The organism is Rhodococcus sp. RS1C4 (assembly GCF_002258225.1).
In the GTDB taxonomy this organism is placed as follows: Bacteria; Actinomycetota; Actinomycetes; order Mycobacteriales; family Mycobacteriaceae; genus Rhodococcoides; species Rhodococcoides fascians_E.
Window position 1 is genome coordinate 169,017 of record NZ_NOXZ01000021.1, and the last position, 21,228, is coordinate 190,244.

At 65.2% G+C, this 21,228-nt stretch carries 18 protein-coding genes; 7 read left to right on the forward strand and 11 right to left on the reverse strand.

The genetic code is table 11. The annotated features are described in order from the left end of the window. Window positions 1-71: 71 nt before the first annotated feature. Window positions 72-1,121 (reverse strand): LacI family DNA-binding transcriptional regulator, encoded by a 1,050-nt coding sequence (locus tag CH289_RS09415; RefSeq protein ID WP_094727819.1) that lies wholly within the window; start codon window positions 1,119-1,121, stop codon window positions 72-74. 46 nt (window positions 1,122-1,167) lie between these two features. Between CH289_RS09415 and CH289_RS09420 the strand changes: the two genes are divergently transcribed. From CH289_RS09420 to CH289_RS09435, 4 genes are all read left to right on the forward strand, one after another. Continuing rightward, the gene (locus CH289_RS09420) at window positions 1,168-2,379 is read left to right on the forward strand and encodes an MFS transporter (protein ID WP_094727820.1); all 1,212 of its coding nucleotides are present in this window, start codon (window positions 1,168-1,170) and stop codon (window positions 2,377-2,379) included. Between the two features lie 277 nt (window positions 2,380-2,656). After that, the gene (locus CH289_RS09425; protein ID WP_179276780.1) at window positions 2,657-3,688 is read left to right on the forward strand and encodes an ABC transporter substrate-binding protein; all 1,032 of its coding nucleotides are present in this window, start codon (window positions 2,657-2,659) and stop codon (window positions 3,686-3,688) included. Between the two features lie 23 nt (window positions 3,689-3,711). Continuing rightward, window positions 3,712-4,746: a FecCD family ABC transporter permease gene (locus tag CH289_RS09430; protein ID WP_094727844.1), complete on the forward strand. Its 1,035-nt coding sequence runs from the start codon at window positions 3,712-3,714 to the stop codon at window positions 4,744-4,746. Continuing rightward, window positions 4,743-5,525 (forward strand): ABC transporter ATP-binding protein, encoded by a 783-nt coding sequence (locus CH289_RS09435; protein WP_020112286.1) that lies wholly within the window; start codon window positions 4,743-4,745, stop codon window positions 5,523-5,525. The genes CH289_RS09430 and CH289_RS09435 overlap by 4 nt, the downstream gene beginning before the upstream one ends. A 9-nt stretch (window positions 5,526-5,534) precedes the next feature. On the opposite strand, the gene CH289_RS09440 is transcribed toward CH289_RS09435, so the two are convergent. From CH289_RS09440 to CH289_RS09455, 4 genes are read right to left on the reverse strand one after another with little or no spacing between them, the layout of a single operon-like run. Further along, entirely contained in the window at window positions 5,535-5,894 is a 360-nt protein-coding gene (locus CH289_RS09440; protein ID WP_019664995.1) for a PLD nuclease N-terminal domain-containing protein, read from the reverse strand. Window positions 5,895-5,953: 59 nt separating this feature from the next. Beyond that, window positions 5,954-7,207: a lipase family protein gene (locus tag CH289_RS09445; RefSeq protein WP_094725493.1), complete on the reverse strand. Its 1,254-nt coding sequence runs from the start codon at window positions 7,205-7,207 to the stop codon at window positions 5,954-5,956. A gap of 8 nt (window positions 7,208-7,215) precedes the next feature. Beyond that, complete coding sequence (locus tag CH289_RS09450) at window positions 7,216-8,673, reverse strand: pyridoxal phosphate-dependent decarboxylase family protein (RefSeq protein ID WP_037183466.1); 1,458 nt, start codon at window positions 8,671-8,673, stop codon at window positions 7,216-7,218. Continuing rightward, window positions 8,670-10,034 (reverse strand): MFS transporter, encoded by a 1,365-nt coding sequence (locus CH289_RS09455; RefSeq protein WP_037183465.1) that lies wholly within the window; start codon window positions 10,032-10,034, stop codon window positions 8,670-8,672. Before CH289_RS09455 ends, CH289_RS09450 begins: the two co-directional genes overlap by 4 nt. Window positions 10,035-10,201: 167 nt before the next feature. On the opposite strand from CH289_RS09455, the gene CH289_RS09460 reads away from it, so the two are divergent. Further along, complete coding sequence (locus CH289_RS09460; protein WP_019664991.1) at window positions 10,202-10,852, forward strand: class I SAM-dependent methyltransferase; 651 nt, start codon at window positions 10,202-10,204, stop codon at window positions 10,850-10,852. Here CH289_RS09460 and lat read toward each other — a convergent pair. Beyond that, window positions 10,849-12,237, reverse strand: coding sequence for an L-lysine 6-transaminase (gene lat / locus CH289_RS09465; RefSeq protein ID WP_179276781.1), 1,389 nt, complete (start codon window positions 12,235-12,237; stop codon window positions 10,849-10,851). The genes CH289_RS09460 and lat overlap by 4 nt on opposite strands. Before the next feature lie 121 nt (window positions 12,238-12,358). On the opposite strand from lat, the gene amaB reads away from it, so the two are divergent. After that, entirely contained in the window at window positions 12,359-13,894 is a 1,536-nt protein-coding gene (amaB, locus tag CH289_RS09470; RefSeq protein WP_094727823.1) for an L-piperidine-6-carboxylate dehydrogenase, read from the forward strand. Here the strand turns inward: amaB and CH289_RS09475 are convergent. Then, window positions 13,887-14,453, reverse strand: coding sequence for a TetR/AcrR family transcriptional regulator (locus CH289_RS09475; RefSeq protein WP_019664988.1), 567 nt, complete (start codon window positions 14,451-14,453; stop codon window positions 13,887-13,889). The genes amaB and CH289_RS09475 overlap by 8 nt on opposite strands. Window positions 14,454-14,532: 79 nt before the next feature. Between CH289_RS09475 and CH289_RS09480 the strand changes: the two genes are divergently transcribed. After that, window positions 14,533-15,117: a dihydrofolate reductase family protein gene (locus tag CH289_RS09480; RefSeq protein ID WP_037185217.1), complete on the forward strand. Its 585-nt coding sequence runs from the start codon at window positions 14,533-14,535 to the stop codon at window positions 15,115-15,117. 1 nt (window position 15,118) lies between these two features. On the opposite strand, the gene CH289_RS09485 is transcribed toward CH289_RS09480, so the two are convergent. From CH289_RS09485 to CH289_RS09500, 4 genes are all read right to left on the reverse strand, one after another. Then, a complete protein-coding gene (locus tag CH289_RS09485) occupies window positions 15,119-16,276 on the reverse strand; it encodes a DUF1444 domain-containing protein (protein WP_037183462.1) in 1,158 nt (385 codons plus the stop codon). Between the two features lie 199 nt (window positions 16,277-16,475). Beyond that, window positions 16,476-18,263 (reverse strand): HNH endonuclease signature motif containing protein, encoded by a 1,788-nt coding sequence (locus tag CH289_RS09490; RefSeq protein ID WP_179276782.1) that lies wholly within the window; start codon window positions 18,261-18,263, stop codon window positions 16,476-16,478. A 48-nt stretch (window positions 18,264-18,311) separates the two neighbouring features. After that, complete coding sequence (locus tag CH289_RS09495; RefSeq protein ID WP_094727824.1) at window positions 18,312-18,803, reverse strand: alpha/beta fold hydrolase; 492 nt, start codon at window positions 18,801-18,803, stop codon at window positions 18,312-18,314. Window positions 18,804-18,836: 33 nt separating this feature from the next. Then, window positions 18,837-21,215, reverse strand: a complete 2,379-nt coding sequence (locus CH289_RS09500) for an ATP-binding cassette domain-containing protein (RefSeq protein WP_037160579.1) — start codon at window positions 21,213-21,215, stop codon at window positions 18,837-18,839. Window positions 21,216-21,228 lie beyond the last annotated feature (13 nt).

Sequence of the window (21,228 nt, forward strand, 5' to 3'; positions counted from 1 at the left end):
GAAGTTTGCTTATGCGCTACAAACAGGTCGCCTTCCCCGTTTTGAGGCGACTTCGAGTGTGAATTACCCGGTTACTGGGGGCGCGCGGGTCTCGTCGAATTCCGGACCTGCACCGACCATGGGCTCTCAGGGATGCGGTCGAGGGAGCCGAGCACCCAGCGCGCTGCGTCGCAGCCCTGATCGAACAGTGATTGCGCGACGGTGGTCAGACCGGCGGCTCGGGCCGCATCGGAATCGTCCCAGCCGGTGATCGCAACGCCGTCGCAGCCGTCGAGCGGGCCGACGACATCGAGTGCCCCGAGCGCGAGGTCGTCACTGCAACACAGAAGTGCGTCGGCGCCGACTAGTCGCCGTGCCGCGTCGGCGCCGTCGGGGGACGCGTTCGTCCCGGCGAAGGCGACGGGAGTGGACTCCCACTTGAAACCCGCGTCGACGACGGCTCGGCGGAAGCCGGCGAGGCGTGCGGCGGTGACCGGGAAGGTGGCGTCGGCCGGGTCGGGGCCGTGCACGATTTCGACGACGCGGTCGCGATTGCGCGGAAAGCTGATCACTGCAGGCTTTGTCGACTGTCGCAGTCCTACTTGCCCGACTGCGAGTGCTGCTGCCGAATCGTCGATCCCGATCATTGCTGCGCCCGGGACGACGGGTCCGCCCTGGATGCAGACCGGCTTGCCGGTGCCGATCACGACGTCCAGCATCGGGTCGTCGGACACCGTGGTCCACAACACGTACCCGTCGACCTGAGCGCCGCGAATGCGCTCCAGATCGGCCTTCGCCGGCGAATTCGGCTGAGACTGGCCTCCATTGGGCAGCAGGACGAGTCCGGAGTCGGTGTCGAGGCAGGCCTCGGCGATTCCGGTCAGGAACACGCGGGCCTGGGGGTTCTCGAACGAATACGTCAGTTTCTCGCTGAGGACGACGCCCACGTTGTTGGTCTTGCCGCTGCGCAGCGATCGTGCGCCCGTGTGCGGGCCGGTGTATCCGAGGCGCTCCGCTGCAGCGAGGACTCGCGTCCTGGTGGCGTCGGAGACGCGTGTCGGTTGGTTGTAGGTGTAGGAGACGCTCATCGTGGACACGCCCGCGGCGGCGGCGACGTCGGCCATGGTCGGGCGGGGGTGCATGCGTTCACACTAGCGTTCCTCGTCGACATGTGTAACGATACACAACATGGGTGACGGTAGATCTCTCGCCAAGCTTCTCGTTCTTGCGGCCGCGGCCTTCGTCTACGTGACCGCCGAGACGCTGCCCGTCGGGCTGCTGCCGGAGATCTCGTCGGACATGGGGGTCAGTGAATCGAGCGTCGGCCTGCTGTTGACGTTCTATGCCTACGGAGTCGCGGTGATGACGATGCCGCTCATGACGTTCGTGCGCAGGTGGCCGCGTCGAACAGTGGTCGTGGTGACCGTGGGCGCACTCGCGGTGTCGCAATTGCTGTCCGCGGTAGCTATCGGATATCCGATGCTGGTCGTCGCTCGAATGATCTGTGCTGCAACGCACGGCGTGTTCTGGGCAGTGGTCGCACCGGTCGCAGCATCGCTCGTCGCCCCGGAACGCAAAGGCAAGGCCATCGCGACGGTCTACGCCGGAACGTCGTTGGCGCTGGTGGCAGGCAATCCGTTGACCGCTGCCCTCGGCCAGTGGCTCGGCTGGCGCACAGCGGCCGTGTGCATCGGTGCCGTCGCGGGGATCATCGCGGTGACGCTGTTCGCGGTGCTGCCGACGATGAAGGTCGCCGACGCCGGCTCGGGCCCCGGATCACGGGTTCGCGTCCTCGACCGATCGCTGGTGATGATCTGTGTTGCAACGTTTCTCGCAGTGCTCGGCCACTTCGTCGCGTACACGTACTTCTCGTTGATCGTGGACCGCGGCCTCGGGTCCGTCGGAACGACCCTGACCGCGATGCTGCTGCTGTACGGGCTGTGCGGAGTCGTCGGTATCTGGATCGTCGGCAGGACCTTCGATCGCTGGCCGAGGCGATCCACCATCGGTGCACTGTCCGTCGTTGTCGCCGCACTCACCCTGCTGTGGACGACCATGCTCTCCGCCCCGGGTTCCCTTGCAGCACTGAGTGTCCTGGGCATCGGACTGTGGGGTCTGGCCTTCACCACCGTCCCGGTATGCCTGCAGTCGACCGTCCTGAACACCGCGCGCTCCGACCCTGACCGCGCCTCGGCCGTCTACGTCGTCGCATTCCAGCTCGCCATCGCCTCGGGCGCCCTCGTGGGCGGAATCGTCGTCGACAGGGCATCCATCGCCGACGTCATCGCCCTCGCCGGCCTACTCGTCATCGGAGCCCTCGTCACCGTCACCGCCGGGCGCAACACCTTCCCGGGCGAGCGTCCCACCGAACCGAACGTGACGTTCAGTCACTCCAAGTGACCGAACGCCACGTTCGGTTCACGAACAGGGGCCACGTTCGGTCCGTGAACAGGGGCGAGAGCTGAACGACCGGGTCGAGGGGAAACGTCAAGAGGGGTTAAAGTAAGCCCAGGATTACCGGTGTGGTGGTCTGTGTGATGGGCGAGGGAATCCGGTGTGAATCCGGGACTGACGCGCAACGGTGACCACGAGTGTGGGAGTCCGATCGCTTGCCTGTTGCAGCGTATGTCCCGCGGCTCCGCGAACAGGGCCCCTAGTAGGAAGTTTGCGCCACCTCATGGCTATTCGTGTCCCCTTCGGTGTTGCTGTGCTGTCAGTAGCTCTTGTTCTGTCTGCCTGTTCTTCCGGTTCCGAGTCGGAGGCGGTGCAGGAATCGTCCGGCAATTTTCCGTTGACTATCTTCAACTGTGGTCAGGAGGTGGTGATCGATGCGCCTCCGCAGCGAGCGGTGTCGCTGAATCAGGGGTCGACGGAGATTCTGTTGAGTCTCGGTTTGGCGGATCGGATGGTCGGGTCGGCGACGTGGACGGATCCGGTGCGGGAGAACCTGGCGGCGGACAACGAGCGTGTTCCGCGTTTGGCGGACAACAAGCCGTCGTTGGAGGTGGTGCTCGACGCCGACCCGGATTTCGTGTCGGCGTCGTTCGGCGGGACCCTCGGGCCTGGCGGGGTGGCGGAGCGTGGTCAGCTCGAGCAGCTCGGTGTGCCCAACTACCTGTCGCCGACGGACTGCAACGGCAAGACCGACGAGAGCGTCAATTCGGACGGTGCTCGTACTCAGCCGTTGGAGATCGAGTCCGTCTACCAGGAGGTTCGTGATCTTGCGGCCATCTTCGACGTGTCCGAGCGCGGTGAGGAGTTCGTCGCCGAACTGCAGGAGCGGTTCGACAAGGCGTCGGGCACGGTGAATGCGTCGGGCACCTCATTGGTCTACTGGTTCGCCGATACTGCGACGCCGTACATGGCGGGGTGCTGCGGGTCGTCGGGCATCATCACCAATTCGGTGGGCGCGGAGAACATCTACTCGGACACCACCGACGAGTGGCCGCAGGTCAGCTGGGAGTCGGTGGCGGACCGCAACCCGACGGCGTTCGTGCTGGCCGATCTGAGCCGCCGGTCGCTGGCCGGTGACGCGTTGGATTCCAAGATCGAGTTCCTGGAGAGCAATCCGGTGACTCAGCGCCTTCCTGCGGTGACCGACAAGCGCTACATCGTCGTGAACGGGGCGGATCTGAATCCGTCGATCAGGACCGTCGACGGCGTCGAGAAGGTCGCTGCTGCACTGCAGGGCTGGGGCCTGGCGAATTGACCGTGCCCCAGGCGGAGCCATCGGTGCGGAAGGCGGAGCCGTCGGTACGGAGCTTTCTGCTTCCGCTGCTGCTGATCGGCTCCGTCGTTCTGGTGCTGTCGATCGCAGTTGCGATCACGATCGGGCCGGCGGATCTGTCGGTGGCCGATGTCTACCGAATCACGTTCGAGCACATGGGGTTCGGAAGCTCCGGCGTGAGCCGGATCAAGGATGGGATCGTGTGGGAGCTTCGGCTTCCGCGAACGTTGCTGGCAGCGGTGTGCGGTGCCGGTCTGGCTCTGTGCGGCGCGATCATGCAGTCCCTGCTGCGTAACCCGTTGGCCGATCCGTTCGTGCTCGGCATCTCGTCCGGTGCGTCGACGGGCGCGGTGCTGGTCGCGGTCCTCGGGATCGGCAGCGGTATGTACTCGCTGTCGACGGGCGCGTTCGTCGGAGCGGTGTTCTCGTTTCTGCTGGTGATGTTGCTCGCCGCCGGTGCCGGGGGAGGCACCGATCGGGTAGTGCTCGCCGGAGTGGCTGGGACGCAGTTGTTCTCGGCGTTGACGTCGTTCATCGTCATCTCGTCGGCCGACGCAGAACAGACACGAGGGGTTCTGTTCTGGCTGCTCGGATCTCTCGGTGGCGCCGACTGGGGCGATGTGATGATGTGCGGAATCGTCTGTGCCGTCGGCATCGTCGTGTGTCTGCTGTATTCGTCGGCGCTCGACGCGTTCACCTTCGGTAACGACGCCGCGGCATCGCTGGGAGTGTCCGTCAAGTGGATTCGGATCGTGCTGTTGGTCATCACCGCGTTGATCACCGCGACGTTGGTCAGTGCTGCCGGAGCGATCGGATTCGTCGGGTTGGTTCTGCCGCACGCGGCGCGGTTCCTGGTCGGCGCCCGGCATCATCGCCTGTTGCCGACGACGGTGCTCGTCGGCGCGATCTTCATGGTGTGGGTCGACGCGATCGCCCGCACGGTGTTCCAGCCACAGGAAATTCCGGTGGGCGTGGTGACCGCGCTGATCGGCGTGCCTGCGTTCGCGGTGATTCTCTTCAGAATGCGGAGGACGAGATGACTATCGAGGCCGCATCCGTGCGGTGGTCTCGCGGCCACAACCAGATCCTCGACGGAGTGGATTTCGATCCGCATCCGGGGGAGACCGTCGGGCTGATCGGACCGAACGGGTCCGGTAAGTCGTCGCTGCTGCGGATTCTGGCGGGAATCGTCTCACCCGATTCCGGTGACGTCACGCTCGACGGCGCGCCGATGGCGTCGATGCGGCGCAAGCAGATCGCTCGACGCGTGGCGATGGTGGATCAGCATTCGGACACCGAGGTGGACATCGCGGTGCGCGACGTGGTTCGACTCGGTCGGATCCCGCACCACGGTTTGCTGGGCGGAGATTCGGCGGCCGACGACGTCGCCGTGGACAAGGCCCTGACGGACACGGGAATGACGTCGAAGGCGAATCGGCTGTGGCACACCCTGTCCGGCGGTGAGCGTCAGCGCACGCAGATCGCCCGTGCGTTGGCGCAGGAACCGACGGAACTGCTCCTCGACGAGCCCACCAATCACCTCGACATCCAGCACCAACTCGACATCCTGGCGTTGATTTCGGGCCTGCCGTTGACCAGTTTCATCGCATTGCACGATTTGAATCTGGCGTCGATGTTCTGCGATCGCATCGTGGTGTTGCAAGCGGGAAAAGTCGTGGCCGTGGGCAGGCCGTCGGACGTCATCACCCAGGATTTGGTGCAGGAGGTCTACCACGTGCGAGCGTCGGTGGAACTGGACGAGACGGGCACGTATCCGCAGGTCACCTACAAACCGTTGGTCTCGAGAGCTGTTCGCTGATCCCCGCCGTCAGGCGCCGTCGCCGCGAGCTTTACGACGCTGTTCCTCGGCGCGGGCACGGCACTGACGCAGAAATTCCTCGTCGGCCTCGGCCGTGGTTCCGGTTGCCCGGCCGGGCCGCGTGTCGTATTCCGGATACGCCGAGTTGCTGCGGCGGGCTGAACTTCCGCCGCCCGCTCCGCCCCAGATTCCGCCGTCGACGGGCCGTCCCACGAGGAGCCACACGATCGATCCGGCGAGCGGGATGAAGATGACCAACAGCAGCCACATCATCTTGGGAAGGTGCCGTACACCGCCTTCGTCGGCGGTGATGACGTCGATCAGGCAGAACACCCACAGGATCATGATGATCAGGCCGAGGTACGGCATCGAACTTCCCTCCAAGTAGAGACCGGTCGGTCTTTCGCGAAGGGAACTTTACTATCGGCTCAGATTTCTGCACAGCGGGAAGTGGTCGGTACTCCTGCGAACCGATCCTTGATCCAGCCGAGCCCGACGCCGAAGTCCGTCGCCGCGGGTGCGAGGTGGTTGACCCCGAGGCCTCCTGGGACGGGCGGGAGCTCGTTGACGTACAGCGATGCGTCGGCGCCGCGAGAGCACCATTCGGTGACGAGTCGGCGTGCTTGGTCCGTCGGGATGAAGTCGTCGGCCTGCGCGGTGTTGACCAGAACCGGAGCGCTCGGGGTTCCGTTTCCGATGCGCTGGTCGTCGAAGACCCGCTGCACGACGGGGTTGCCGCCGATCGAGTCCGCCAGTGTCTTTCCGTCCTTGGTCCATTGCGCCGTGGAGGTGCCACCGAACTCGCGCCGAGCTTCGATGAGGCATTGCGTCGACACGCGCCTCAGTACTTCCTTGCCTCGATCGTTCGACGCCTCGTCGACGACGGACTGCAGTTCCGGATAGCGGGCGACGAAACCGTTGATCGCAAAGCCGATTGCCGCAGTCAGTCCCGTCCCGTCGATGTGCCGCAGTACGGCGTCGAGGTCGGCGGGAGGCGCACTCGCGTAGGTGCCGGCCACGTTCAGTTCCGGCGCGTAGTCACCAACCAGTTCGGCCGCCGATGCCGCGGCACCGCCGCCCTGGGAGTGCCCCCAGAATGCGACGGGTCCCGCATGGTCATCGTCGCCCAGTGTCGTGGCGGCGCGGGCGGCGTCGATCATGGCGTGCCCTTCCTCGACGCGGTTGACGTAGGTGTGGATGCCCGGTGTGCCGAGGCCGATGTAGTCGGTGACGAACACGCGGATGCCCTGCGTCAAGAATGCGACGGCGAAGGCGCCTTCGTAGTTGATGGAGGTGCTCCCGGTCTTCGGGTCGTATTGGCCGCCGGTCGGGAATTGCCGCGACGGCGCACACTGGTCACCTTGGCCCTGCGTGCCCGGCCCGATGACGACGGTCGGCGTCGGGCCGGCCGGGTAGGGGGCCGACGGTTCGAGGTACGTGCCCGTCACCGCGACGGGCGTGCCGTCGGCGAGGGTGGAGGTGTACTTCACGCGCTGGGCGGGCGCACCTGTCTGCCCGACGAACGGGATCGGCTCGGTAGCGACAACGGTCCCCGGTTCCGAGGGGATCTCCGCCGGTTCGGCGTAGAAGTCCGGTGCAGCCTGGGCCGGTACAGCACCGGCTGCCAGTACAAGTCCCGCTGCCACTATCAACCGCGCTGCCAGTGCAAGCCGAATACGCATGTCCACCCCTACTTTTCGATCACTCGTGCCAGAAATTCGATCAGCATCGCGGCGCTCACGTCGCGGGGCAACTGTTCGACGCCTGCAAGTACCGACGCCATGTCCAGGTCCCCGCTCCCGGTCACGCCTGCCGCTTGGAGTGCGCCGTACACCTCGTCGGACGACAGTGCCGATGCCTGTTCGGAGGTGAGCACGCCGTCGCGGAACAGTCGGGCGAGCTCGGCCAGTGCGGGCGGCGGCTCCGCTGCGGCCTGACCACGCACGTCGTCGGCGGCAGCTACGAGAGCTGCGACCAACTCGCCCTGCACGGACACTGTCGCGGGTGTGACGGTCAGATGAGTGGTGCGCGGCAGCACCGTTCCGTCGGATTGCGTCAACGAGGGCTGTGCCTGCAGCGAGAAACCACGCTTGCCGACGGCGCCGAGCCACACATGCGGATCGACGGCAGCCTGCGGCCCGTCTGCGGAATCCTTGGCCACTGCGAACAGCGGCCCGACGGGGTCGCCGACGACGCGTAGGCCGTCGATGGCGCGGATCGCGGCGACGAGTGCCGTTGTGGAATCGTGCATTCGGTCGGTGAGGTCGGCGAATCCGTCGACGCCGAGTGCGGTGACTATCGCCCATGCCGCCGTCATCGCCCCGACCGATCTGGAACCGAGCAACGTCGGGTTGACGACGGGATATCCTGGCCAGTCCGTGAGTCCGAAGTACTGGTGGCGGTGGCGATCTCGGCCGCGCACCAGCAACAGCGATGCGCCTTTGGGGGAGTAGCCGTACTTGTGCAGGTCCGCCGAGATGCTCGTGACGCCGGGCACTCCGAAGTCCCAGGCAGGCACGTCGCCCCACCAGGGCAGTGCCAGACCGCCGATACAGGCGTCGACGTGAACGGCCACCCCGCGCGTTGCCGCGACGGCAGCGATGTCCGCGACGGGGTCCATCGTCGCGAACGGGTAACTGGGAGCCGATGCGACGACGAGAATCGTGTCGTCGCGGATGGCGTCGGCGATGCGTCCTGGATCCGGCACGCCCGAGACCGGATCGACCGGTACGACAATGGATTCCACACCGAGTAGGTGCGCGGCCTTGCGGAAGGCGGCATGTGCCGTCGTCGGGTGGACGATGGAGCCGCCGTGCTTACCTGCCGCATCACGTGCTCCGAGGACCGCCAGGATGCAGCTTTCGGTGCCGCCGGTCGTGACGTTGCCGACGACGTCCTCGCCTCCGTGGAAGATCGAACGCCCGAAATCGACGAGTTCCCGCTCGATCGTGGCAACCGAGGGAAACACCGTCGGATCGAGGCCGTTGACGGATTGGACCTCACGCATGGCCGCAGCGGCGAGCTCGTCGAGTTCGGCGACACCACTGTCGTAGACGTAGGACAGGACACGGCCGCCGTGGGTAGGTGCGTCGGCGGTGCGCAGCTCCCGCAGGCGCGCCAGCACGGCCTTCATGTTCGACGCTCTCATGTGGTCCTTTCGTCGATTCGGCCACGACGCCGGCTCGGCTCGGATATTCGAAACTGCTTCAGCAGAACGACACTCAGTATCACCAACGTGGCAGGAACCATCGAGCATCCCACGACGATGCCGGGAACCACCGAATCCGGTTGGGACACGATGTCGTCCGTCGTGCTGGACCGGAACCCGACCGAGGCGAGGATCAGCAGGAACACCGCAGGACCGACGGCTCCCGCCCCTGTCTCGCAGGCAGTCCACACGCCGCTGAGTGCGCCTGCTCGTGATCGGCCGAAGCGGGCGGCGTCGTCCTCGATGGTGTCCGGCAGCAGGGAAAGTGGAAAGGCCTGCATCCCTGCGTATCCGATGCCGCAGGCGGCTGCCGACGCGAACACCCACGGGCCGGGCGTCCACAACGCGATGACGAACGACACGCTGCCGAGCGCGAAGAGGATCGACGCCGCAACGAATCCGACCGTCCTGCTGTACTTCAGACCGAAGCGATACCACACCGGCATCACCAGAAGAGCGGGTCCGACGACGGCAGCGAACAGCAGCGTCAGCGCGGCTTCGTCGCCCAGGACGTAGGTGGCGAGATACTGCACACCTGCGAGCAGGATTGCGACCGCAAGTGCCTGAACGACGAAGGTGATCAGCAAGATCCGAAACGACCGTGTGGAACGCACTGCGCCGAGGCCTTCGCGGTACTGCGCCCACACCGTCCCGTCCGACGGATCGGCCCGACTCACCGATTTCCCTCTCGTGCCCCACACCGTCAGCAGCATGCCGACGCCCATGACCGTCGCCGCCGCGATCGCCATGACGAGGTATCCGGTGGGACCGCCGCCCGCAGCATCGCGAACCGCTGGTCCTCCTCCGCCGACCAGAAGGATCGCGGCGGCGAGCACCGCGATGCGCACGGTGACGAGGCGGGTCCGATCTTTCGCGTCGGTGTACAGCTCGGTGGGCAGCGCAATGTACGGCACTTGGAAGAAGCTGTATGCCGTTGCGGCGAGCAGGAAGAACACGAACACCCACAGCGCAGCAGGGCCGATCGGAGGCGCGAACGTCAGCACGAACAGCACGGGCATGGCCAGCGCGCCGACAACCATTTCCGGCGTTCGAGACCCGGTGCGCGCCGAGCGTGTATCGCTGAGCGCTCCGACGAGTGGGCCGAGCAGCACATCCCAGATCTTCGGAATCAGGATGACGAGCGACGCGAGCCCGGCAGCCACGCCGAGGGTGTCCGTCAGGTAGTACGCCAACACGAGGCCCGGAAGAGCAGCGAACCCACCGGTGCCGATACTGCCTGCGCCGTACCCTGCAACAACACCCGCAGCAGCGCTGCCTGCAGGTACCGCACGATCGGTCACCCGGTCAGACTAGAGGTAGATCCGATGAATGCGAACGGTTTCGATCACCCTGACGTCAGGAGTGGAGCCGGCGGAATGACCCAGGTGTTCAGGAGTGGAGCGGGGGGTTCGGTTGGCGGTGATGGGGGTAGTGAAGTGGCGAGAAATGAATCGAGACGGAGGTCCTCGTGGGGTTGAGTGAGCTCGAGGCGATGGTGAGACGCACCGTCACTGCAGGCCAGCCGTTCGAGTACGGCGCCGATGAGGCGGAGCTTGCCTATCTGAGTTCATTGGCGGCCGACGACGGCGTGGAGTTGATCTGCGAGATCGGCTTCAACGCAGGCTTTTCGACGTGGGCCTTTCTGTCCGCGTCGCCGACGGTCACGGTCGTGTCGTTCGATCTGGCCGAATACGAGTACAGCGATGCCGCCAAAGCTCACATCGACGAACTGTTCCCGGGCCGACACACCTTGATCCGGGGAGATTCGCATTCCACCGTCACCGAGTACGCCCGCACGAATCCCGACGTGCGCTTCGACGTCGTGTTCGTCGACGGTGACCATTCGCTGGACGGAGCGCGTGCGGACCTGGCGGACGCGCGCGCGTTCAGCACCACGGACACCGTCGTCGTCATGGACGACATCACCCCGTGGCTCTGGTTCGGTGAAGGCCCGACCGCTGCATGGCAGGATGCCGTCGACTCCGGCTTGATCGACCACCGGAGCTACTACCAGGACGGCAGGATCGTGGACGCCGTCGTACCCCCGGCCGACCGAGCCTGGGCCGTCGGCCGCTACGTGACCACCGGAACCTCGGCTGAAAGTACCGCTCCCATCTAGTTTCCGCGTTCCTGAAGCCGTGCCACACAACGCTCCACCGCGTCGAGTCCTCGGTCCAGGTCCGCTTCGCTGATCGTCAGCGCCGGCCGGAACCGAACCGAGCTTCCGCCACATCCGAGAGCAAGGACGTGCTCGGTCTCGCGGAGGTCGTCGATCAGACGATCCCGGGTGGTGGCGTCGGGGAGGGTGAAGGCGCACATCAGACCGCGGCCGCGGACCTCGGTCACCATGGCGTGCCGCGACGCGATGTCCCGCATCCGTCCCAGCACGCGTTCACCGAGCGCACCGGCGCGCTCGATCAGGTTCTCGGATTCGATCACTTCGAGAATGCGACGAGCCCGCACCATGTCGGTGAGATTGCCACCCCACGTGGAGTTGATGCGCGACGAGACCTCGAAGACGTTGTTCGGGACATCGTCGACGCGGCCGCCTGCCATGACTCCGCACACCTGGACCTTCTTCCCGAAGGCCACCACGTCGGGTACGACGCCGAGCTGCTGGAAAGCCCAGGCGGTTCCCGTCATTCCAGCACCTGTTTGCACTTCGTCGACGACGAACAGTGCGTCGTGTTCGTGGCACAGCTGCCGCAGCTTCTGCAGGAACCGTGGCCGGAAGTGGTTGTCGCCGCCCTCGCCTTGAATGGGTTCGACGATGGCACAGGCAATATCGTGCGGGTTGGCTTCGAACGCGAGGCGTGCCGCGGCCAGGGCGTCGTCCTCCAGTGCGTCCATGTCCGCGCCGGTCCGGATGTACGGCGACGGGATGCGGGGCCAGTCGAACTTGGGGAAGCGGGACACCTTGTTGGGGTCGGTGTTCGTCAGCGACATCGTGTAGCCGGATCGTCCGTGGAATGCGTGCTCGAGGTGCAGTACCTGCGTACCCAGCGCGGGAGCGGAGCCTGCGGAGCGACTGTTGGGGTTGAGGCCGGCGTCCAACCCGTGCGCTTCGTTCCAGCGGCTCTTCCAGTCGAACGCGACCTTCAGCGCGTTCTCGACGGCGAGTGCACCACCTTCGACGAAGAACAGATGAGGTAGCCGCGGATCGCCCAGCACCCGTGCGAACGTGTCGACGAACCGAGCCATCGGAATCGAGTAGATGTCGGAGTTGCTCGGCTTGTTCATCGCGGCCTCGAGCAAATCGGCTCGGAACTGCGCATCGCCTGTCAGCCTGGCGTGATTCATGCCGAGAGCATTGGATGCGAAGAAGGTGAACAGATCCAGGTACTCGGTGCCGTCCCGCGCGTCGACGAGGGTGGATCCGCGGGAAGCCGTCAGGTCAAGCACCATCGCGAAGCCGTCGGCGAGCATGTGGCGGCCGATCGTGTCGTGAACGTCCGATGCGTCGAAGGAACCGGAGGCATGTGGGGTGTGCAATACCTGCGTCATGATCGCCAACGTACCCGACAATATTCCGTAAGGAAACGGCCACGACCGTAAATTTTACGGTGTTGTGACCCGTCGGCTAGATTGAATGTTGCTGCCACGGCGACGAAAGGTGATTTTCGCGATGACTTCCCCGGTCAAGCACGACGAGCTGAGCGTCCGTACCCGCGGAATCCTGGGACGCCTGGGGGTGACCGCCGACCTCGACGTGCCCAGGTCGGAACTGCCGGTCGTCGCACGTTCACCGATCACCGGGGGCAATCTCGCGTCCCTCGCCGCGGCCACCGCTGCGGATGTCGACGCCGTCGTCACCGTGGCGAAATCTTCGTTCGCCGAGTGGTCCGCCGTTCCCGCTCCGGTTCGAGGTGGACTGATCCGCGAACTCGGCGAATTACTGCGTGAGTACAAGGCCGATCTGGGCGAGTTGGTCTCCATCGAAGCGGGCAAGATTCTGTCCGAGGGCCTGGGCGAGGTCCAGGAGATGATCGACATCTGCGACTTCGGCGTCGGGCTGTCCCGTCAGCTCTACGGCAACACCATCGCAACCGAGCGCCCGGGCCATCGCATGATGGAGCAGTGGCATCCGCTCGGCGTCGTCGGAGTCGTCACTGCCTTCAACTTTCCTGTCGCAGTCTGGTCGTGGAACACCGTCCTCGCCTTGGTCGCCGGCGACACCGTCGTGTGGAAGCCGTCGGAGAAGACGCCCCTGACCGCGCTCGCTGTTCAAGCGCTGTTCGAGCGTGCCGCCGCCAACGCGGACGTCGATCCCCTCGTTGCGCAGTTGGTCATCGGCGACCGAGTGGCCGGTGAGGCGCTCGTCGACGATTCCCGCGTGGCTCTCCTGTCCGCGACCGGGTCCACGCGCATGGGCCGAGCCGTGGCGCCCCGCGTCGCGGAGAGGTTCGGACGCGTACTGCTCGAACTCGGTGGCAACAACGCCGCCATCGTGACCCCGTCCGCCGATCTGGACCTGACGACCCGCGGGATCGTGTTCTCCGCGGCGGGTACTGCAGGGCAACGGTGTACGTCTCTGCGACGACTGATCGTGCATTCCTCCATCGCCGACGAGCTGGTCGGGCGGATTGCGAAGGCGTACGAATCGCTGGCCATCGGGTCGCCCCTGGACGCCGACACGCTCGTCGGGCCGCTGATCGACGCGCCGGCCTTCGCCGGCTTCCAGAAAGCGCTCGACGCTGCCGTCGGCGCTGGTGGTGTCGTGAAGGCAGGCGGTTCGCGCGTCGACATCTTCGGCGAGTACGCCTACTACGTCCAGCCGACGGTGGTGACGATGCCTGCGCAGACGGACATCGTGCGTCACGAGACGTTCGCGCCGATTCTGTACGTTCTCACCTACGAGACGCTCGACGAGGCCATCGCGCTGCACAACGATGTGCCACAGGGTCTTTCGTCGTCGATCTTCACGACGGATCTGCGTGAGGCCGAGCGGTTCCTGTCCGCCGCCGGATCCGACTGCGGCATCGCCAACGTCAACATCGGACCGTCGGGAGCGGAGATCGGCGGCGCGTTCGGCGGCGAGAAGGAAACCGGTGGCGGACGCGAATCCGGTTCGGACGCCTGGAAGTCCTACATGCGACGGGCAACCAACACCGTGAACTACTCCAACGAGCTGCCTCTCGCGCAGGGAGTCGAGTTCACCTGAGCAGGCCGTTCACCAAATCGTCGACGATGTCGTCGGTCGAGGTCTCCGGGTCGATCGGGTAGGTCAGTCGGTCGAACAGGAGACCGTCTATCGCGTAGTGGAACAACGCGATCTCCTTGGCGCCGCCGGGAAGTCCCGCGGCAAGGTTGAATTCGACGTCGCCGCGGAAGTTCGACCGTTGCCACGTGCCGAGAACGGCGCCGATCTCCGGCCGTCTCGACGCCTCGAGTCGCAGTTCGAACAACGCCAGCGTCACTTCTCGGTTGGTCAGGAGCCGCGCGACGATGTCGCGGGTGTACTCAGCGAACAGTTCCGCGCTCGGAGCTTTGGCGGCGAGCGGGGCATGCACGTCGGGATCCGGGGCGAGCCGTTCGCCGATGCGCTCGATCAATCCGGCGATGACATCTTCGCGCGTCTTGAAATAGTTCGACGTGGTGCCTTTCGGTACTCCTGCCTGCACATCGATGGCACGGTGGGTGAGTCCGCGTGCGCCTTCGGCGGCCAGGATCGAAATGCCGGCGTCGGCGAGATCGGATCTGCGTTGCGAATTGCGAGCCATGGAAAAAGACTAGCGCAACCACGACAGGTGTCGTACTCTCTGATTCGAACCACTACATCCGTCGTGATTGGAGATTCTCATGCGTGAACTGGTCTATTACGTAGCCGCCAGCCTCGACGGCTTCATCGCCGCCCCGGACGACACGTTCGATGCTTTCCCCCAGACGGGCGATCACATCGACATGATCCTGCGCGAGTACACCGACACGATCCCGACGCTCGGCCTTCGCGCCACCGGACTGACGCCGCCTCTGACGAGGTTCGACACGGTGATGATGGGATGGGGAACCTATGCGGCCGAGGGTGCACACCGGCGCGGCGGACCGTACGAGCATCTGAAGCAGTACGTGTTCTCTCGCAACCACACCGCCGACGATGCGGTGCCGGAGGTGACCGTGACGGACGAGGATCCGGTTGCCCTTGCGCGGGAGCTGAAGCAGCAGAGCGGATCGGACATCTGGTTGGCCGGTGGAGGGGTCTTCGCGTCCGCACTCGTCGACGAGATCGACCGGATCATCCTCAAGATCAACCCGATTCTGCTGGGATCGGGCAAGCGGCTCTTCGCCGACCGCGACTATTCGGTTGCGGACTTGAATCTCGTCGCCAGCACGCCGTATCGATCCGGGGTGGTCATCAACGAGTACACGCTCGACCGATCCTCGTAGGTCACACCAGGATGCTGTGCGCGCGCAGCCGTTCGACGATGTCCGGCGGTGGCCAGGCGGGAACGCGATAGCGAGCCGGGTCCAGGCCTGCCATCGGTTGGACACCACTGATGGACGCCACGTCGGCGAACTGGACGAAGAACGGCTCGACGCCCTCGCGGCAGAACGCCACGAGGTCGGTCTCCGGCAACGTGCAGTCCACCTCGTCGGCCCAGATGGTGACCGTACGGGGACCGAACGGAGTCGACTTGACGGTGACCGTGCCGATCTCGGAGTGCACACGATCCAGCTCGTACTGACGCTGTAGCCAGTCCGACTGTGCTGCGTATTCTTTCGAGATGTGCACGCAACGGGCCCGTGCGCTGCCGGGATTGTCCGGCGCCGTGACGTCGAGCGTCACCACAGCACCCGAGTCGTCGACGGTGTACGCCTGCGGAGACAGGAACCGCGACGTGTGCAGATACTGCTCCTCGGCCAGACGGAAATGCTTGGCCAGCAGGTCATCGTCGTCGCTGGGCACGACGTAGAGCGTGTCCACCGTGGGGACGAACGCCACTGGTGCACAACCGAACCGCGACCTGTGCGACTCGAGCCACCCCGAATCCAACAGCCACGACGTGTAGTACTGCCCGCCGCGGTCGACCAACCTTTGAGTGGCGCGGCCCTTCGTGGGGTCGGCATACCGGGTGACGGTGGCCAGATTCGACCGGGCCGCAGCGAACACCGTCGACGGATCCACACCCCATGTCTCGATCGACTCCCACGACACGATCGAGCTGTGGAAGGGCATGTCCACCGCCACGAGCTCGTCGACCAACGGGAACACGCGCCGCGACAACAGCAAACCCGACGGTGCGCCCAACGTGTACGTCGACGGTTTCAACACCGGACGCAGCCTCGGCAGCGCCTCGTGCCAGTCACCGGGCCAGAAGTTCGAAGACATCTTCGTCGATACGAAATGCGCGACATGCGACTCCAGCGCCAGATCCGACGCTCCCGCCGTGTCGTGGAACAGATGATCGAGCGGAAGGACCGACGACTCGTCGTACCTCACCGCGAACGCCGACGAATCCAGCCGAGCCCCAGCTCCACCCTCGACCGTGACACGTTCGATCACCAGACGCGCCAAACGCTGCCTCGGATCCTCGATCTCCCCCATCCCCGGAATGGTAACGCGGCATCGTCGTATTGGGGACACTCATCCGTCTGCGGGGGATTCGCCCGGGGGCCCGATGGTCGTGGCGCGGCGCTCTCGACGCTCAGGCACGGGTTGTTGCAGGCATGGGTGTGAGCGGCACAGGTGGTGGTTGTGCCGCTCACGGGTGGGTGTTCGATTCGATGGTGCCGGGGGTCCGGGGCTATCCGGTCCGGGTCTCGGGGTCGGGATCGTCTGATGGGTAGAGGTATTCCTGCGGGTGGTGGTAGTGGTTGACGAGCCCGTTGCGTCGGGGGTCGACGGATTCTGGTGGATGCCAGGCGGTGCGGCCGGGTTGGGGATGATCGGGTCCGGTGGTGGTGGTCGCCCACTGATTCGGTCCGTCGCCGACGAGGGGGTGATGGCAGTCGCACCCGAAGGTCAGGTCGTCGATGTCGGTGTTGCCGCCATCGGCCCATTCGTCGATGTGGTGGACCTGGCTCCAGGTGGCGGGGCGCGTGCAATTGGGGAAACTGCAGCCGCGGTCGCGTGCGATGAGGACGATGCGTTGATCGGCCGAGGCGAGCCGTTTCCCGCGCCCGAGGTAGAGGGCGCGTCCGTCGTCGTCGAAGACAGCGAGGTAATGGTGGGCGTGGGCGGCCATGCGGATGGCATCGCGAATCGAGACCAGCGATCCGGTGCCGGTGACGGCATGCCCGGACGCGGTGGCCAGATCGGAGGCGGACATCGAAATCACCGCGGTGACCGGAAGTCCGCGATGAGTTCCGAGGGTGCCGGCTGCGAGGGTCTGACGGAACACCGCTTTGACGGCATCGTGGTTGCGTTGGCCCTGGGTGCGCAGGTCCCGGCCGGCGCGTGCCTCCAACTCCGCGCCAGCAGCAGTCTCCTCGGGACCGAACAGCGTCAGCGGACCCGGCGACCCCGTAGAAGCAGTACCCGACCCAGCAGAAGCCGTACCCGACCCGGCAGCAGCAGTACCCGACCCAGCAGAAGCCGTACCCGACCCGGCAGCAGCAGTACCCGCCCCAGGATCGCCTGATCCCGCCGTACCGAAACTCGTGGCGTCGCACTCCTGATCGTCCGCGCCGTCACCGTCCGGGGTCGGTTCGTTCTGCCCATCATCGTCGGTGCTGTCGGTGCTGTCGGGAATGCTCCCGGGGTAGGCGGTACTCAGGTCGGTGTCGTGCACGGGCTTCGGCTCGTCGGGGTTCAGCACTCCCTTGCGGGCGAGTTTGGCGAGAACCGGCTCCAGATAGGCACGGAACTCAGCGTCGATGACACCGGCCATCTTCGAGGTCCCGTCGACCTCCTGCGGCCCGAGCCGAACAAAGCATTTCCTCGCGATGTCCTTCGTGTCCCGCAGTTCCCCATCCGGATCCAACAACGCCGTCAACCGGTGCGCCGCGACCGTCAACTGCTCCGGCGAGACCTGTTTCGCCAAGTCCACCAACAAGATCTCCGACTGCACCAACGACTCGTGATCGATCCCGGCGGGCAGGGTGTCGAAGAACTTCTCGATCACCCGCACATGCGCAGCATCGAGATGACCCTCGCACTGCGCTCGCGCAGTCACCGGCAACAACGCATCGAGCTGCTCCCCGGTCAACGACCGCCGCCGCGCCAATTTCCCCGCGATCTTGATGCGTCTACCCGCGACTGCGGAATCGATCCGCAACAAACACGCCAACCGCGACGGATTCGACCGCTCCGGCAGCACCGCCAACCCGTCACCGTCCACCAACTCCGTCAACCATGTGTGCGACGTCCCGTACATCGCCCGCGACACCGACTCCATCCGCACCAACACCGCACGCCGATCCGCATCACCGACAACCCGACCATCCAACGACGCCTCCGCAACCGCACCCCACGCGGACTCCATCTCCTCCACCGCAGCACGCAACGCAGGGTCCTCGATCGGCAACACACCACGCGCAGTGTCGACCCGAAGGTCCCCGGCTACATCGTCGACGCTCTCCCCCAAAAGCATGACTCCACCATAACCCGAAAACCGCCGATTGTCGAACATATGTTCGAACTACATCGTCTGCCAATTCGCTCCGTGGAACTGGTGACCGCCCGACGGGTGCTCCACGATGCGAGCGGACGGCAACAACGCCGCGTTCGACGCCAGGTGCTCGAACGGGACCACCTCGTCGTCGCGGCAATGATGAAGCGCCAGAGAGGTAGTGGGCTCGGGTCCGTCGAACGCGTATTCGGGAACGTCCCACCCGCCGACCCCCCAATCCGGCATGGCCAGAAGGGTGGCCGGCTCACGGAAGCCCCACTCCCGCTCCGCGAGGACGCGTAGTAATACGGACGCACCGAACGAGTGCGCCACGAGGATGTCGGACGGGTCCAGCGATTCCAATCGAGCTCGCAGTGGACGCGCCCATGCTTCGAAAGACATGTCCTCGTCGGAGAACTCGGGCATGTCCACGTCGACACCCGACGCCCCCGCAAGGGCGTCGGCCATCGATCTGTCCTCCAGGAAACCACCGGCGCCGTGTACGAACAACAGTGTCGTCATGCGCTCGATTCTGCCCCGAAACCGGGCGTGCCGTCAGCTCCCCACGTAGGCAGCCAGGTGCTGGCCGGTGAGCGTCGAACCGTCGGCGACGAGATCAGCAGGCGTTCCCTCGAACACGACGCGACCGCCGTCGTGGCCTGCACCGGGGCCGAGGTCGATGATCCAGTCGGCGTGGGCCATCACGGCCTGGTGATGTTCGATGACGATGACGGATTTACCGGACTCGACCAGGCGATCGAGCAGTCCGAGCAATTGCTCGACGTCGGCGAGGTGTAGTCCCGTGGTCGGCTCGTCGAGGACGTAGATTCCGCCCTTGTCGGCCATGTGGACGGCCAGCTTGAGGCGTTGGCGTTCACCGCCGGACAGGGTCGTCAGGGGCTGGCCGAGCTTGATGTAGCCCAGGCCGACGTCGGCGAGCCGGACCAGAATCTTGTGAGCAGCAAGCAGTTTCACCTCGTTGCCGAAGAAGTCCTCGGCCTGCGCCACGGACATGGCGAGCACTTCGCTGATGTTCTTACCGCCGAGGTGATATTCGAGCACCGACGCCTGGAACCGCTTTCCTTCGCACTCCTCGCACATCGTGGCGACGCCCGCCATCATCGCGAGATCCGAGTAGATGACGCCGTTACCGTTGCAGACCTGGCACGCACCCTCCGAATTGGCCGAGAACAGAGCAGGTTTGACGCCGTTCTCCTTCGCGAACGCTTTGCGGATCGGCTCGAGCAGGCCGGTGTACGTCGCAGGATTGCTGCGACGGGACCCGCGGATGGCACCTTGGTCGACCGCGACGACGTCGTCGAGTTCGCCGAGCGAGCCGTGTATCAGTGAACTCTTGCCGGAGCCGGCTACGCCGGTCACGACGACGAGGATGCCCAGGGGCACGTCGACGTCGACGCTCTGCAAGTTGTGCGAGTCCGCACCGCGGATCTCGATGACCTCGGAGTACTCGCGTACCGAATCTTTCACCGCCGCACGGTCGTCGAAGTGGTGGCCGGTGACGGTGTCGCTCGTGCGGAGGTCGTCGACGGACCCCTCGAAGCAGATCTGACCGCCGTTGGTCCCGGCGCCGGGGCCGATGTCGACGATGTGGTCCGCAATGACGATGGTTTCCGGCTTGTGCTCGACGACCAGAACCGTGTTCCCCTTGTCTCGCAACTGCAGAAGGAGCTGGTTCATGTTCTCGATGTCGTGGGGGTGTAGGCCTGTCGTCGGTTCGTCGAACACGTAGGTGACGTCGGTGAGCGACGATCCGAGATGGCGAATCATCTTGGTGCGTTGGGCCTCGCCGCCGGACAGGGTTCCGGCGGGCCGTTCCAGGGACAGGTAGCCCAGCCCGATCTGCACGAACGACTCCAACGTTTCCCGCAGAGATTCGAGCAGCGGCGCCACCGACGGCTCCTTCAGACTGCTGACCCAGGCGGCGAGGTCGCTGATCTGCATGGAACAGGCGTCGGCGATGGAGATTCCCTTGATCTTCGAGGAGCGAGCGCCCTCGTTGAGGCGGGTGCCGTCGCATTCGGGACACGTCTGGAATGTCACGGCGCGTTCGACGAAGGCACGAATGTGCGGCTGCATCGCGTCGACGTCCTTGGACAGCATGGATTTCTGCATTTGCGGGACCAGCCCGAGGTAGGTGATGTTGATGCCCTCGACCTTGATCTTCGTCGGCTCGCGGTACAGAAGGTCGTTCAGTTCCTTCTTGTTGTACTTGGCAATCGGCTTGTCCGGGTCGAAGTATCCACTGCCACGAAAGATCCGGCCGTACCAGCCGTCCATGCTGTAGCCGGGGATGGTGATGGCGGACTCGTTGAGAGACTTGCTGTCGTCGTACAGAGCGGTCAGGTCGATGTCGCTGACCGATCCGCGCCCCTCGCAGCGCAGGCACATGCCGCCGGTGATCGAGAAGGTCCGTTTCTCGGTGGTCTGACGCCCGCCCTTCTCGACCTTCACCGCGCCCGCCCCGGACGCCGATGCGACGTTGAACGAAAATGCCTGAGCCGAACCGATGTAGGGCTTTCCGACGCGGCTGAACAGGATTCGCAGCATCGCATTCGCATCGGTGGCGGTGCCGACGGTCGAGTGCGGATTGGCACCCATTCGCTGCTGGTCGACGATGATGGCCGTTGTCAACCCGTCGAGCAGGTCCACGTCCGGCCGCGCGAGCGACGGCATGAACCCCTGCACGAACGCGCTGTACGTCTCGTTGATCATCCGCTGGGATTCCGCGGCGATCGTGGAGAACACCAACGACGACTTGCCGGACCCCGAAACGCCGGTGAACACCGTCAACCGGCGCTTGGGGATCTCGACGCTGATGTCACGGAGGTTGTTCACCCTCGCGCCCTGCACACGGATCAGATCGTGGCTGTCGGCCTTGTGGACCTCGGTCGTCGAACTGGCGCGTCGGGCCATCAGGACATCTCCG